The 13865-nt window shown below is 58.9% G+C and carries 16 protein-coding genes; 10 read left to right on the plus strand and 6 right to left on the minus strand.

What is annotated here, in order from left to right; genetic code table 11:
• Nucleotides 1-154: 154 nt before the first annotated feature.
• The 4 genes from AC0JZ8_RS15075 to AC0JZ8_RS15090 all read right to left on the minus strand — a co-directional run bounded on the left by AC0JZ8_RS15075 (nt 155) and on the right by AC0JZ8_RS15090 (nt 3411).
• The gene (locus AC0JZ8_RS15075) at nt 155-499 is read right to left on the minus strand and encodes a hypothetical protein (RefSeq protein ID WP_471892861.1); all 345 of its coding nucleotides are present in this window, start codon (nt 497-499) and stop codon (nt 155-157) included.
• 146 nt (nt 500-645) lie between these two features.
• Complete coding sequence (locus AC0JZ8_RS15080; RefSeq protein WP_471892862.1) at nt 646-999, minus strand: cupin domain-containing protein; 354 nt, start codon at nt 997-999, stop codon at nt 646-648.
• A 241-nt stretch (nt 1000-1240) separates the two neighbouring features.
• Complete coding sequence (locus AC0JZ8_RS15085; protein ID WP_209900300.1) at nt 1241-1864, minus strand: TetR/AcrR family transcriptional regulator; 624 nt, start codon at nt 1862-1864, stop codon at nt 1241-1243.
• 20 nt (nt 1865-1884) lie between these two features.
• Nucleotides 1885-3411 carry an FAD-dependent monooxygenase gene (locus AC0JZ8_RS15090; RefSeq protein WP_471892863.1) on the minus strand — a complete coding sequence of 509 codons (1527 nt, stop codon included), beginning with the start codon at nt 3409-3411 and terminating at the stop codon, nt 1885-1887.
• Nucleotides 3412-4058: 647 nt separating this feature from the next.
• Here AC0JZ8_RS15090 and AC0JZ8_RS15095 point away from each other — a divergent pair.
• Nucleotides 4059-4637: a carboxymuconolactone decarboxylase family protein gene (locus AC0JZ8_RS15095; RefSeq protein ID WP_471892864.1), complete on the plus strand. Its 579-nt coding sequence runs from the start codon at nt 4059-4061 to the stop codon at nt 4635-4637.
• Nucleotides 4638-4761: 124 nt separating this feature from the next.
• On the opposite strand, the gene AC0JZ8_RS15100 is transcribed toward AC0JZ8_RS15095, so the two are convergent.
• Together AC0JZ8_RS15100 and AC0JZ8_RS15105 are read right to left on the minus strand one after the other, a co-directional pair.
• Nucleotides 4762-5031, minus strand: a complete 270-nt coding sequence (locus tag AC0JZ8_RS15100; RefSeq protein ID WP_471892865.1) for a hypothetical protein — start codon at nt 5029-5031, stop codon at nt 4762-4764.
• A 24-nt stretch (nt 5032-5055) separates the two neighbouring features.
• Nucleotides 5056-5571 (minus strand): AAA domain-containing protein, encoded by a 516-nt coding sequence (locus AC0JZ8_RS15105; RefSeq protein WP_471892866.1) that lies wholly within the window; start codon nt 5569-5571, stop codon nt 5056-5058.
• Between the two features lie 35 nt (nt 5572-5606).
• On the opposite strand from AC0JZ8_RS15105, the gene AC0JZ8_RS15110 reads away from it, so the two are divergent.
• From AC0JZ8_RS15110 to AC0JZ8_RS15150, 9 genes are all read left to right on the plus strand, one after another.
• Nucleotides 5607-5789, plus strand: coding sequence for a hypothetical protein (locus AC0JZ8_RS15110; RefSeq protein ID WP_471892867.1), 183 nt, complete (start codon nt 5607-5609; stop codon nt 5787-5789).
• Nucleotides 5790-6093: 304 nt separating this feature from the next.
• On the plus strand, nt 6094-6660 hold the full coding sequence (locus AC0JZ8_RS15115; RefSeq protein ID WP_471892868.1) for a hypothetical protein: 567 nt from the start codon (nt 6094-6096) through the stop codon (nt 6658-6660).
• Between the two features lie 424 nt (nt 6661-7084).
• The gene (locus AC0JZ8_RS15120) at nt 7085-7762 is read left to right on the plus strand and encodes a hypothetical protein (protein ID WP_471892869.1); all 678 of its coding nucleotides are present in this window, start codon (nt 7085-7087) and stop codon (nt 7760-7762) included.
• A 229-nt stretch (nt 7763-7991) separates the two neighbouring features.
• Nucleotides 7992-8870, plus strand: a complete 879-nt coding sequence (locus tag AC0JZ8_RS15125) for a hypothetical protein (protein WP_471892870.1) — start codon at nt 7992-7994, stop codon at nt 8868-8870.
• A gap of 325 nt (nt 8871-9195) precedes the next feature.
• On the plus strand, nt 9196-10041 hold the full coding sequence (locus AC0JZ8_RS15130; protein WP_471892871.1) for a hypothetical protein: 846 nt from the start codon (nt 9196-9198) through the stop codon (nt 10039-10041).
• Nucleotides 10042-10465: 424 nt separating this feature from the next.
• A complete protein-coding gene (locus AC0JZ8_RS15135) occupies nt 10466-11350 on the plus strand; it encodes a LysR family transcriptional regulator (RefSeq protein ID WP_113110896.1) in 885 nt (294 codons plus the stop codon).
• On the plus strand, nt 11350-11976 hold the full coding sequence (locus AC0JZ8_RS15140) for a uracil-DNA glycosylase (RefSeq protein WP_113110897.1): 627 nt from the start codon (nt 11350-11352) through the stop codon (nt 11974-11976). The genes AC0JZ8_RS15135 and AC0JZ8_RS15140 overlap by 1 nt, the downstream gene beginning before the upstream one ends.
• Before the next feature lie 63 nt (nt 11977-12039).
• Nucleotides 12040-13182, plus strand: coding sequence for a TDT family transporter (locus AC0JZ8_RS15145; protein WP_113110898.1), 1143 nt, complete (start codon nt 12040-12042; stop codon nt 13180-13182).
• 78 nt (nt 13183-13260) lie between these two features.
• Nucleotides 13261-13863, plus strand: a complete 603-nt coding sequence (locus AC0JZ8_RS15150; RefSeq protein WP_162734856.1) for a thioredoxin domain-containing protein — start codon at nt 13261-13263, stop codon at nt 13861-13863.
• The last annotated feature ends 2 nt before the right edge of the window (nt 13864-13865 follow it).

Genomic DNA, 13865 nt, shown 5'->3' on the forward strand with positions numbered 1-13865 from the left:
TCAGGACCCCAGCGATCACCCACTCGACCAGGGTAAGCGGACTCTCGTCGGGATCGTGTCCCGTGAGATAGAGAAAAAGGAAAAAGGCCAGGATACCCGCGACGATCAACGCCAAAGCCAGGATCAGACTGTTCCGGGAATTTTGCATGAGACCTCATTCTTCAGAAGGGCGGGCGGGCCAGACCGCGATGTCTATCACGTCAGGGTCTACGGGAACGCTGTCTTCCCTGCTGCCCTCGAATTCCCTCCAGCTGATCCGCATCGCACACGGGACGGTGTCAATGAGAAAGATCGGTCCGTTCGGCAGAGGATCGGGCATCGACGGACTGGAAATCAAAAAGCTCTTCGAGGGAAAACGAACCTCGACAGTCTCTACATGCGTCCACGGCTTGTCGATCATCGGGGCGGCCGACGGGTAATCCGGTTCTCGGTCATAGATAGCGATCCGGATATGCTGTTGCAGGCAGGACTGCGTGTCGACGGTGATATCCGATGGCATAACTTGTAGGCACCTCGCCTCCATTTCCGCCGTGATCTCCACGGGAGCCTCGAACGCTTGGTCTTCCTGGTCTACGAGATAGAACTGGCTCTAGTCGGACTGCGAGGCAAGCGTCGTCCAGCCTTTCGGCGATGCGGGCATTTTCGTCATCCCTGGTGCGCCTCGGCCCAGTGCGGGTAGGTCACGTAGGCCGTCAGCGCGCCCTCGCCTTCCGTGGTGATCGTCACCGCCTCACCCTTGGGCATATAGACGATGTCGCCCGCCCCTGCCGTCACGGTTCCGTCGCCCGTGGAAACCGAGAGCCTGCCCTCCAGGACGATCATGGTGTCGTGGACGGCCATTGTCTCTGTAAGCGACTGGCCCGGCGCGTAGCGGCCGTAACCGATGGTGACCGGGCCGCCGTGCCTCTCGTCGACCAGATTTCCGACAAAGATATCGGCATCCTGACCCGGAGAGCGTTCAAGTTTGGCATCGGACAGGCTGAATTTCTGAACTTTCATATCTACCTCCCTATTCCAGGCTGGAGGTAGTGCGGTCGCCGAGATCGCCAAGGCCGACAAGAAAGGACACGGAGATGACCGAGAGCTGCCCTATCCCGACACCCGAACAACGCAAGTACATGGAGATCAGAGAGGCGGCGGAGCGCGCGATGCTGGACAAGCTCTACAAGGCCATCGACGACGCGACCGCCGAAGTGGCCGCCAAATTCCAGGAGGCCGTGGATGCGGGCGCTCGCACGGATCACAGTACGATCCCGCGCAGAACTGCTTCCGAATGCTGGGCGGCAAGCGCTTCGAGGTCAGGCGCGTGAGGACTATCCTGTCCGAAAAACTCGTGGAACAGAAGGCCAAGAACCATCGGACCGATAACCGAGAACGCGTACAGGTTCGGATCGCCGGGGCGGATTTCTCCCCTGGCCTGCGCGTTTGCGATCATCCCCGAAAGCAAGGTGAGGACACGGGAGACAACCTCGTCGTGCCAGATGCGTGCAAGGTCTGGGAAGGCCCGGCTTTCGCCGAGCACCATGCGGACGATTCCAGGAATCCTTCCGTCGCCCATGCGACCGGCCGCGCGCTTCAGCAGGACAGGAACGAACTCGGCAACCGATCCTCTAAACGCCGCGGACGACTGCTCCATCGCATCGAGGTTGGCCGCGAGAGCCTGCCGGGCGGTGGCCCTGAACAGGTTCTCCTTGGTGTCGAAATAGAGATACAGAGTGCCCTTCGCGACACCCGCTCTCTTTGCAACCTCGGACAGTTTCGTGCCCGCGAAGCCGTGTTCGACGAATACGTCCATCGCGGCTTCCACGATCTCCGCTGGACGATCTTCCTTCCGGCGGCTCCATTTGGGTTTCGTATCGGTCATCTCTGCTTCCGCAACGAGCGTTAGGGTTTCAAGGCGATGCCACGATCGCGAAGATAGCCGTCCAGTCGAGCCGCCGATCCGTCGGAGGCCGCGATGGCGACGTACGTGTCAGGCCTTAGCAGATAGGCGGCATCCCGGGCCAGACCCGCTTTCCCGTGTTCCGGTCGCCATTCGAATAAGTGTAGGGCAACCCCGTGGTCACCGCACCATGCCACGAGATCGGAATCGGCCTGCCCGTAGACGTGGACCTGCCAGCGGACTTCGCGTAGCGGATCGTAGTTGTCGGCCCCCGCCACTGAAACCCAGGGAAGTCGGTCTCCGCCCTGGACGCTGCCCGCTTTCCCTTCGCTCAGAGGACTGCCTTCGTAGCTGAGCGTCGTCTGGGAGACGATACGGAACATGTATTCGCGGACGTTTTCGCTACGGTACGCCACGCTGATGAAGGTAGGCGCGATCCGCGTCCTGACGAACTCGGCGAAGCCGCCTTCAGCCGTCGCGAAGGTGAAAATCTTGTCGGTCGTCTCCACGAGCTTCAGCGCGAATGCCTTGCGCTCGATCTCGTAGCTGTCGAGCAGGCTGTCCGGGGCCTGCCCCTTGACGACTGCGGTCAGCTTCCATGCGAGGTTGATCGCGTCGAGGATACCCGTGTTCATCCCCTGCCCGCCTGCGGGGCTGTGTACGTGCGCGGCATCGCCCAGCAGGAATACCCGGCCTACACGGAAACGGTCTGTGACCCGGTGATGGACGCGGTATGTGGAGAACCAGTTGACCTTGTCGACCTGCACGCCGAGGCCTCGGATCGCCTCTTGCCCCACGTCTTCGAACGAGAGGGTTTCCGGATGCTCGGCGCGCTCGCCACGGACCGTGCCGATAAGGCGATACTGATTGGCCTCGCCGTAGGGCATCACGAGCACGAAGTCGGATTTGTCGAGCGCGACGTGCGCGTCGCCAGCCGGATCGACTCCGCGAGCGACGACATCGGCGACGTAGAACAGCTGCTTGTACGTGCCGCCTTCGAAACCGCCCCCGATCTGGTGGCGAACGGGCGAGCGTGCGCCGTCGCATCCAGCCAGATAAGTGGCGGTGCAGGTTTCTTCCTGGCCGTCGTGATGTCTCAGGACAGCCTCTACCTGGTCTCCCTTTTCTACGAACGACAGCAGTTCGGTCTGCCGCTCGATTTCAATGCCCATCGACTGGAGACGCTCGACCAACATGCGCTCGTGACGATCCTGCGGATACACCAGGACGAAGGGATAGGGCGAAATCTCCTCGCCCGCGTCGGCGAGTTTGACCTGTGCCTGGCGCTTTCCACGCGCCCACATGTTCATCGCAGGTGTCTTGTATCCAGCCGCGACGACGGTGTCGGCCATATCGAGTTGGCGGTAGAACTCCAGGGTACGGGCCTGCACCGCCATCGCGCGGGACGTTTCGCCCGGGCCGCTGCTTTTATCCACGATCCGGACCTTGAGTCCCTGCTTGGTAAGCCAGAGAGCGAGGACAATGCCCGTCGGGCCAGCACCCGCGATGAGGACGTCGGTCTTTTGCATGTTGTTTTTCTTTAATGACTCATTAGTCATTAAATAGCACAGGAGGCCGGAGTTCAATAGGGAACGTGGTCCGACGTACCGCTGGCCGTTCGCAAGCTGCGTTGCGGCGACCTTCGCTCGTCGCCTGAAACCTGCGAGTTGATGTACTTCAACAGTAGGAGGGTTCCGTTCCGCAAGCCCCGCACGCCCTGCCTCCAGACCTGATCAGTCCAAATGGCTACGAAGAAAGCAAGCGGCGCGGACGCTTGCGTCATCGTGGACGAAGTGGTTAAGACCTCGCAGACCAGCTGTATGCCAGCGCGCCGTCATGGGACGGGAAATGGCTGCGCCCTCTGCTACGCAGAGGGACATCCCCGGCACGAACTACGTCTTCGGAAATCCGACGAAGCATTCGCGGCCGCCGCGGGAGCGGTTCTGGGGTCTTAGGTTTCGGAACAGAAACTCGCAGACCTGGTGAACGACGTCATAGCGCGGCGCGAGCCGTCCGCATCCCCGCATCGTTTGCTGCCTGATGCCCTGCTCGAACTCGAGCGATGGAACCTGGTGAGAGCGGAAGCGGTGGCTCGTCGGGGGCATCAAGGGACAGCCTGTGGCATCTTCCCGGTTTTCGGGTATCTTCACGCAAGCTCGGCACATGGAGGCACTCGATGTTCATCAAGACGGTCGAACCAAGCGAGGCGACGGGCGAAATCGCCGCGCTTTACGACGCGGAAATCAACTCGATGGGCCAGGTCATGCAGGCCACGCAATGCTGGTCCGCTCGCCCGGATGTCATCGCCCCCATCGAGAACCTGCTCCACCAGATACGCGACGGCTTTTCCCTCGGCCTCCTCAATTTTCGCCTGATCACGTTCGTCGTGGCGGGAGACGTGCCATCGAGCTATTGCTCGCACGTCTATTTCCGCAGCCTTTCGGGCGAGCTCGGCCGTGATCAGGTTCTGGCGATCAGGAAGGACTACCGCAACGCCGAGCTAAGCGATCAGCAGGTCGAAATGCTCGCATACGCGCAGCAGATCACCCGCGACGCTTCCAAGATCACGGAAGCCGACATACAGCGGTTGCGGGGTGTTGGTCTTACCGATGTCAACATCGCCGATATTGCTCTGGCGGCCTCGTTCAGAAACTTCATGAGTCGCTACTTCGACGCGGTCGGTGCGACCGTCGAGCCTGAATTCCTCGATGACGATCCGGTTGTCAGGGAGATAATGGCGGTCGGACGGAAATAGGGTCAATCAGAGCTTTTGTTACGTCCCTTCTGCCTGCCGCCTTGATGGTGAAAAGCTCTCGGAGAGGCAGGGCTCCCGGACTGAGTGGAACATCTGGGATTGTGAGGGAGTTCCGCCGTAACAATCAGGAGACCTCAAATTGCCAGGCACGTTCGCCACTGTCTACATCGTAGCGTTTAACTTGGATGGCCAGGATCAAGCGGTACATGCATTCGCTCCCCGAGTGGCCGCCAACGAGGCGGCCGCCGTCGAGCAGGCCCGTGAACTTGAGGGCCGCCACGCTGGTGTCGTCGTGTGGAAGCGCGAGGGCAATCCTGTTGTCGGCGAGGAAGGTGAGCCCGAGATCGTGTTCAGCGTCGGCAGGATTGGAGATTTCAACTAAGTCCAAAATCAAGACAGTCTACCAGTCCGATTCCACTTAGGTGGACGGACGATCGGGCAAGAAGCGGTCTAAGGTCGCGAAATACCCTGCCGTTCTCCAGTTGGCCCTGTTGCCAATGACGTACAATGTCGTCTTCGCGCGAGTAGCAGCCACGTCCACGAGGTTCGGCCGCCCACCCGCCCACGCCCGAGCGCCATTCTGTGAGGGCAACGGCGCGCCGAGGACAAAGAACACCATACCCGCTTCTCGACCCTGCACCGTGTGGACGGTACCTACCCTCTGCTCCGCCCAATCCCAAGGATCGGCGACCCAGCCATCCAGAATGCCGCTACGTCGAAGTATGTCCCGAAGGCTGTCCTGGACAATCTTGAACGGCGTGACGACATAGAAATCAGGTTCCTCGCCACCATTGCGCAGTTGGCGCAACATATCGAGAAGAACCTCTCCCTCCCTCGCCGACCATTTGTCTTCCGATGCTTTGCTGACCACATTGATCCACGAGGATCGACCCAGTGTCTTGTTGTCTGGGGTTGTCTTCTTCGCCTGAACCATCAGGTTCGCGTATCGACACGGAAAACGCGCTCGACATGGCGCGGTCAATCCTGCTTGGCCTTAGGTATCCGGTCTACGGCGCAGGAGCACCAGCGGCGAATGGCGAGGCGGCGGACACCACGCTGTCGATGTCGTTGCTCAACGACTACGAGGACCTCGACGGCGACGATCTCGAAGACCTCGACGACGAGCGCGAGGGACTGATCGAGCTGGCATGAAAATGTTCACGGCGGCCGGATTCTTTTCTCGGCCGCCATCCATTAGCTTTCCCGGATATCTCTGCTGAATCCGGGGGATGCCCCGAGGTCGTTAAAGTTGTAGTCGTCAGTAAATAGCTTCGTTTAACCAATTGGTTTAACTTGGTCTTATTTCCGCAACACTAAATCTCCGGGTGTCGAAAACAACAGGAGATGAGCCACGAATTACATGGCTTACGACCCCCTTCACGAGATAGGTGCACCCTAGCTCGTAAAGACCCGGACGATGTCTTTGCACCTCTTCGTTCGGGCTGGAGGACTTGGCATGGCCAAGGAACACGAAGCCCCCAACCGCGCTGCTCGCCGTAAGGCGGAGGCCGAAGCCCGCAAGGCTAAGGCTGATGCGCATCTCGCGGTCCAGTTTGACAAGCTGGACTTCTCCGACCCGGCGATCGGCGAAGCCATCGTCGATCTCATGGAGGGCGCACATCGCGTTGTCACCGAGTTCCTCGGCGACTGCGACGCGATGCTGGAGTCCGAGCCCGTGATCATCGATCACGTTACTCTGCTCGTTGCGCCCAACCTGGTATCGATCGGCGAAGCCACCGACATTGCGCAGGAGTTCGCAGAAGAGGTGCACCCGTTGTCGCAGTTCTTCCATGCGTGCACGCTCAACGCCCTCGGTGGCGAGACTACGCATCAGATCGCAAACCGCTTCGTCGCGGCGCGCGACGAGGTCGAGGAAGCGCTGATGTCCGTGGTCCTCGTCGTGCAGGCGTTGGATGGCGACTACGGCAACGAGGCTTACGTCGAGTTCAACAAGGTCGTGCTGGTCAAGAACCTGCATACCTTGTTCGACGCCATTGGCTTGCCGCGCAAGGCTACTTCGTAATCGACACAAGACCCCGAGGAGACATCCTCGGGGTCTTTTTTTATGCCGATTTCGCCGGCGGCGGACCCTGCGCTGAATCTTGCAGCTCCCGTTGTCAGGCTCGTCTCAGATGAATTTCTCTGAGACGACAACGCGAAAAAGAAGCCAGGCACACGCAGAAGCATCGGGTTGAGCAGGAGGTCCTACGCGGGCCTTCCTGCGACGATCGATGTCGACGCGCATTCCTTCCCGATCATCATCGCCACGGAAACCCCCGTCGGGACGATGATCCCCGACCCGGACAAGCCGGACGTTGAAGGCGCGATGATCCTCGTAGCCGAGGTCCCCCCGTCGCAGGCTTCGACGACAGCCGCGTCCCCGGCATGCCCCTCATGGACATCCTACTCTCTCCGAAGTCGTCGATCCGGTAGCCCCTCGGGAAACCGTGGACGACCTCGTCGCCATCGTCGGCATGCCCACCATCGTCGCCATGGCGGCGGTCGGTACTGGCATGACCGAGAAGCAGCTGAGGAAGAGCCGCGAAGGCGATGCGGCCGCCGTTCACGCGTTCCTGTCCGTCCTCCAGCTCACCCTCCCGACCCGATCCGCCGACGACTTCTTCCCGGCCACCAAGAAGCCAGTGCCGGAGAAGAAGCCGCGTCGCCGCTCCAAGAAGAAGATCGAACCGGAGGTTGTCGAAGAGTTCAAAGCCGACTCGATGTTCGTGAGGATCGTGAAGGACGCAACGGAATACACGATCAGGACAGGCCGCCACGGCCTCGACCTCTCTCCCGTCGCCCTCCTGTTCGCGCTGCGCGTCAAGGCCGAAATCGACCGCAGCGCACGCATGGCTGCGGCCGATCTCCTGTTCATTCTTGGCGACTTCGCCGTGTCGAATGATACGGAGTATGTGGCGCACTGCTTCCACGCGCTGCGAGGCCGCAAGGTCTTGATTACGGGCAATCATGATCTCGATAATCGAGGCCGTCTAAAACCCGCTCTCGCGGGTCTGCCATGGGACATTCCGCCGTCGCCGGCGCACGAGACAAAGGATGTCGGGGAACGGGTTTACCTAGCCCACTACGGACACAGAGTTTGGCCCGCAAGCCACTATGGCGCATGACATTCCTACGGGCATTCCCACGGCAAGCTTGAGCCGTTCGGCCGTTCGCGTGATGTAGGTATCGAAATGGCCGACATGGGCTTTGGCCCTCGTCGTTTCGAACAACTGACAAAAGGAATGGCGGCATGACCGCGGGCAATCAGAAGGCTTAGCGATGTTCACTATATCGCCATACCTAGAATTAACGCCTGTCTTTTATTGCATTACTTGATTTAATAGGGATGCCACGATGCGTTTTCTCTTTCTCTGCGGTTTCACGCTGTGGCTTTCGGCGTTTGCCGCCCATGCTACAATTCTCAAGCAGATTGGAAACTGGACGGTCGCATCAGTCCAGCTAACTTCGTCTAAAGTCTGCGGCATGCAGTGGCTCAACGAAAGCAAGGACCAGTTCAATTTTGTTTTCGATGGGCGCAGTTATCGTTGGTATCTTGTAGGGATCGGGCCAGCCGCCCCTAGCAACACCATCAACGTAAAGCTTATAACTCAATCCATCGGCGTAGAGTTCACGTTCATATCAGGTACGGGTGCTGCTTCCCATGTCTACGAACGCTACGTCAGTGAGGAGAACGCCACCAGCTTGCTTGAGCGTATGCTCATTAACGACACAATCACTTTCCGCTGGGAAGGGCCGCAATTTTATCTGCCTACAGAAGGTTACTCACCAGTAGTCGCAGCAGCAATGAGGGAATGCATAGAGTCTCTAAAATTGGACATCGCAAACGATCCTTCCTTGACCGCGTCCGTTCCCGCTCGACCCAACCCTACAACCGAGGAAATTCACAGCCTGAGGGTTCCAACTCAGGCCGAGAACGAGCTATATTTTGGTTATCTTTTTTGGAGCCTTGTAAAGGACTGCTCCGAGCATGGATGGGTTTTCAATGCGAAGGATACGCAACGATCTGAGCAAGTCGTTATCGATATAATTTCCGCCAACAACATCGCGAAAAAGACTGCGAACTTGGTCTGGGAAAAGGTATCACCCCAGATAAACTCTGGCATGGCACGCACTCCCACTGGGTGCCGAGACACGGCAAAAATGCTGGCTAGTACCATCACGCGATATCTCGAAAAGCCATCTGTAGCGGCCGATAACCCGTTCACCAAGTAGCCGCATATTCACCTCCACGACGTTGAGACAATGAAGCATATCGGAGCTTCAGCATAGCGCCGCCCTCGCGCGAGAAAGCGTGAATTCGCGACACGACAAGGGCGGTAAAGGGGTAGCGATAGGAGCGCAGCGAAGCGGCCCACAGGGTCAGCGGGGATGACTGCCCCCGCCCGTTCGTTCCGTATTTCTACCTCGGCCGACAATGAAGTGAAAGTATGGTCCTGACGATCGAGCACTTGGCGGGCATGTTGTGAAACCATCCCGTGCAATCGCGCTCGTCGCCCTGCTATATCTTCTGCGAGGCAAGCGCGAGTGCGGGGGCATTATGAAGCTGACGGCGAGGATTAGACGCTATTTCATGTGGCGGGTGATCGACATCGGCCTACGGAGGAACGCCCCCGCACTTTTTCAAACCTCGGGAGAGGTAGGGAGATGGACAAATTTCTATGCGGTGTTCCTGCTCGACCATGAAGGCGAAATGCGGTTTGTTGCAAACGAAATGCAACCGTCTGGCCTGACAGGCAAGTGGTCCGACGATGGCAAAAATTGCGTTCACGAATGCTCGATCCCATATTCCTCCTTTGGGGAATATCGGCTCTACATTCAGCACTATTATCGAGGTTGGTCCTTCTACAGCCTCAGCGTTCCATCATTCATTTGGAAATACATCGTCGGTTTCCCGTTCCTCCGGGTAGGCCTCGATCGGATCGTTCAACAGGTCTTCAATCTACGGCCATTGCCGCGCCATGACCGCATGAAAATCCTGAAATATATCCTCGCGGAAACAATCAAGGATCGGAACTATAAGGCCCGCGACACCCAATTGCTGACGCACTTCTATTCGGTGCGGTGGGTACATCGAACCGATAAGGAGGCGTTGATGACCTACTACGCGCTCCTGCTCTCGTCCCTGACAGATTCGCACGACCTGGCGAAGGCCGACCACGGCTACACAATGCGGGCAAAAGCCCTCAACACGATTGCCGACTACGAGAAAGAAGAACGGCGGCACAAGGATAATTTCAACGTCCAAAACGGCCTTTTGTGGCTGACGCGGGTGTTGATAATCATCGGGTCTGTCCAAGCTATCGCGGCGGGCATAGAGGCTTGGGAGACGGTCACGAAACCAAGTGTTCCCACGATCTCTTCTGATCGCCCTATGGGACAATGAAGCACATCGGAGAAATCAACATAGTGGCGGCTTGCCGCGATTTCGGGAATTCGCGCCACGACAAGGGCGGTCAAAGGGTAGCCATAGGAGCGCAGTGAAACGGCCCGAAGGGTGCGCGGGACTGACTGCCCCCGCGCGTTCGTTCCGTATTTCTACCCTCGGCCGACAACGAAAGTTAAACGATGGCGCCGCCGCTTGGCCGCTTCGCGCCAATAGCGGTCATCTCGGGTCCGACTTATGTGTAATCCGTTAGGTGTTTTTTAGGACGGGCATCTGGATTGGGAATTGGCAAAATTACAGGAACCGATGCCCCCTCGATTGCCATTCAGCAGCACTGTGCAACATCATTTGCATCGCTTAAATTCATAACGAACGTTCGGAAAATTCGATTGTTGGACTGGACGAATTCAAGACTGCGATCCCCATGACCCTAGACCAGTTGCGCATCTTCGCCGAAGTCGCCCGCCATCAGCACATCACCAAAGCCGCCAAGGCGATGCACATGACGCAGTCGGCCGTCAGTGCGGCAATTATCGCGCTGGAGGAACGTCATGGCGTAGCGCTGTTCGACAGGATCGGACGCTCGATCGTTCTCAACCAGGCGGGAACGATCTTTCTCGAACACGCGCTTCAGGTGCTCGCGGAGGCGAAGGCGGCCGAAACCGCGCTCAAGGATTTGACGGGTTTGTTACGCGGTGATCTGTCGGTCATGGCCAGCCAGACCGTCGGTGCCTATTGGCTGCCGTCACGGCTTGCGAGGTTTCATGCGTTTTATCCGGGTCTCGGTCTTGATGTCTCAATCGGCAATACGGAGGCGGTGGCGGATGCTGTCGAGACCGGGCGGGTCGAGCTCGGTTTGGCCGAGGGCGTGATCGATCGCTCGACCTTGTCCTCACGCGTGATCGCCACGGACGAGATGATCATCGTCGTTTCACCAACCCATCCCTGGGCCAAAGGCAAAAAGCTGGGCAAGGCGGATTTTGCAGATGCGACATGGGTGCTGCGCGAACCCGGGTCGGGCACGCGTCTCGCCTTCGAGGCGATGATGGCCAAAGAGAAGCTGAAGCTCCAGGCCATAGATGTTGCGATTGTTCTGCCGGGGAATGAAGCTGTGCTCGGCGCAGTCGAAGCGGGCATGGGGGTAACGCTGACCTCGCGAAGTGCCGCCCAGACAGAACTCAACAGCAACATGCTGGTCGAGGCCAACCATCCTCCGCTTCCACGTCCGTTCTTCCTGATCCGGCACAAGGAACGATATCGCTCGAAGGCAGCCGATGCGTTTGAGACGCTGCTATCAGAGGAGGTCTGATGACCTATCGCGGGCCTGAGACACTCTGGCACGAGCACCGTCGCGACGAGCGGTTGGCCGCACTCGACAGACCGCATACGCGAGCACTGAATGACTACCGAGACCGCCTTCAGCTTGCATCCGGCCAGGATGTACCGAACTTCGATCCATTCGATGGCGGCGTCCATGCGAGACTGCTGATCCTCCTCGAGACACCCGGGCCAAGTGAGGTCGAATGCCACCGCCGCTTCGTCTCAATCGATAACCCGACCGGCACGGCGAAGAACCTGCGACAGGCGCTGGCTGAGACCGGGATATCGAGAGATAACATCGTTCTGTGGAATGCGGTCCCGTGGGTCCGTGCGACGAGAAAGTCGATCACGGCCAGCGAGCGGCGCGACGGCAAGGAGAAATTTTCTGGCCTCTTACCGCTGTTGCCGGACGTCGAGGTTGCCATTCTCGCGGGATCGGTGGCGAGTGCAGCGATGGAACTGCTCGAGAGTTTCGGTATCAAGGTGATCCTGTCGCCTCATCCGAGCCCGACGCTGATCAATACCTCGATAACGCAGCGTCACCGTCTGCATGAGGCCTTCGAAACGTCGTCCACAATCCTCAATCAATCGAAAATGTCGATTGAAACATCCTGAACTATGCGTTGGAACTGATTGACGTGGTCGCGTATTTTCTCCTCAATAATCAGGAGAGAAGCCATGCAACAGGTTGTTGCCACCACTAAGCCCATCACACACGTCGCAGATGTGCCTATGCAGGGCAATATCATCCGCAACTTTACCCCGAACTGGTTCGCCACCACGATGGGCACCGGTATCCTGTCTGTCGCTCTCGCCCAGTTCCCGGGGCATTTGTGGCTGTTCGCCATGGGCCAGGCGCTCTGGCTGTTCAACATCCTGCTGTTCGCCACCTGCACGGCGCTCTACGCTGCAAGGTGGACGCTCTATTTCCATGAGGCAAGCCGGGTCTTTTCCCATTCGGTCGTATCGATGTTCTTCGGCTGCATCCCTATGGGCCTCGCCACGATCGTCAATGGCTTTCTGATTTACGGCATCCCGCATATCGGCGACACGGCGGTAGCAATCGCAACGACGCTGTGGTGGATTGACGTCTCGATGTCGCTTGCCTGCGGCCTCGCCATCCCGTTCATGATGTTCACCCGCCAGTCGCATTCGATCGACCAGATGACCGCAGTCTGGCTGCTGCCGATCGTGGCCAGCGAGGTGGCGGCCGTCAGCGGTGGTCTGCTTCTGCCCCATATCGCCGACGCCCAGACACAGTTGACGGTGCTGATGACCAGCCTGGTTCTTTGGGCCTGTTCGGTCCCGCTCGCCATGAGCGTCTTGGTCATCCTGTTCCTGCGCATGGCCGTCCACAAGCTTCCGCATGTCAACATGGCCGCCTCGAGCTGGCTGGCGCTTGGCCCGATCGGAACCGGAGCCCTCGGCCTTCTCGTGATGAGCCAGACCGGCCCCGCTGTGCTCGCGGCCAATGGATTGGCCAGCGTTGCTCCGGCCTTCGGCGGAGCCAGTTTCCTGGGCGCGATACTTCTGTGGGGCTACGGCATCTGGTGGCTGGCCACTGCCGTCTTGATCACCCTGCGCTACCTTCGCGAGGGCCTGCCCTTCAACATCGGCTGGTGGGGCTACACCTTCCCGCTCGGCGTGTTTTCCGTGGCCACGCTTCGTCTGTCGACGGTGGTGCCGATGTCGGCGATCGCTGTCTTCGGCGCGGTCCTCGTAACTGCCCTTGCCTGCATGTGGCTGCTGGTTGCGGCCAAGACGATCAAGGGTGCACTCGACCGCTCGCTCTTTATCGCGCCCTGCCTCAAGGCAGACTGATGATCGAAACACTCCGGCGTCTGCCCATGTCGGAGTTTTTTCTCGAACCGAGGAGGAGAAGATATGACGCTTCGTATTATGGCCGTGATCGTCGGCGGCATTGCGTTGGGATGTGTAGGGTCCGCCAAGGCCGACCCCGTGCAGGGCTTGATGAACCCGGCTGTGTTCCAGGACAGTATCGTTGGAGTGAAGACGGCCCCGGTCACGCTGGTCGTCTATTCCTCCCCGACTTGCAGTCACTGCATCGACTTCCATGGAAAAGTCTTGCCGAAGCTGCAGGAGACGTATGTGGCACCGGGCAAGCTGAAGATCGCCTACCGGCCCTTCGTGCGAAATTCGGCGGATGCCGTCATCTTCATGCTGGCGAATACGCGGGGCCAGGACAGATTCGATGAGACGGTATCGACCTTTATGTCGAAGTCCGATGAAATTGCTTCGGCCTTAAACGCCGAGGATGTGCTGCGCGAGATCGCCGCTGGCATGGGCATCGACCGTGCGGGCTTCGATCGCGCTGTTGCCGATCAGGCTTATCTGGACAAGCTCAATGCCGCGACGACAGAGGCCAGTCAGAAGTTCGGTGTGGCCGGCACGCCATCGTTCTTTGTCAACGCCGAGCGGGTCGAAGTGAAGCGCAGTTTCGACGAGGTCTCCGATGCTGTCGCCGCCGCACAAGCCGGCTGATC

The sequence above is a fragment of the Velazquezella soli genome (assembly GCF_977018685.1).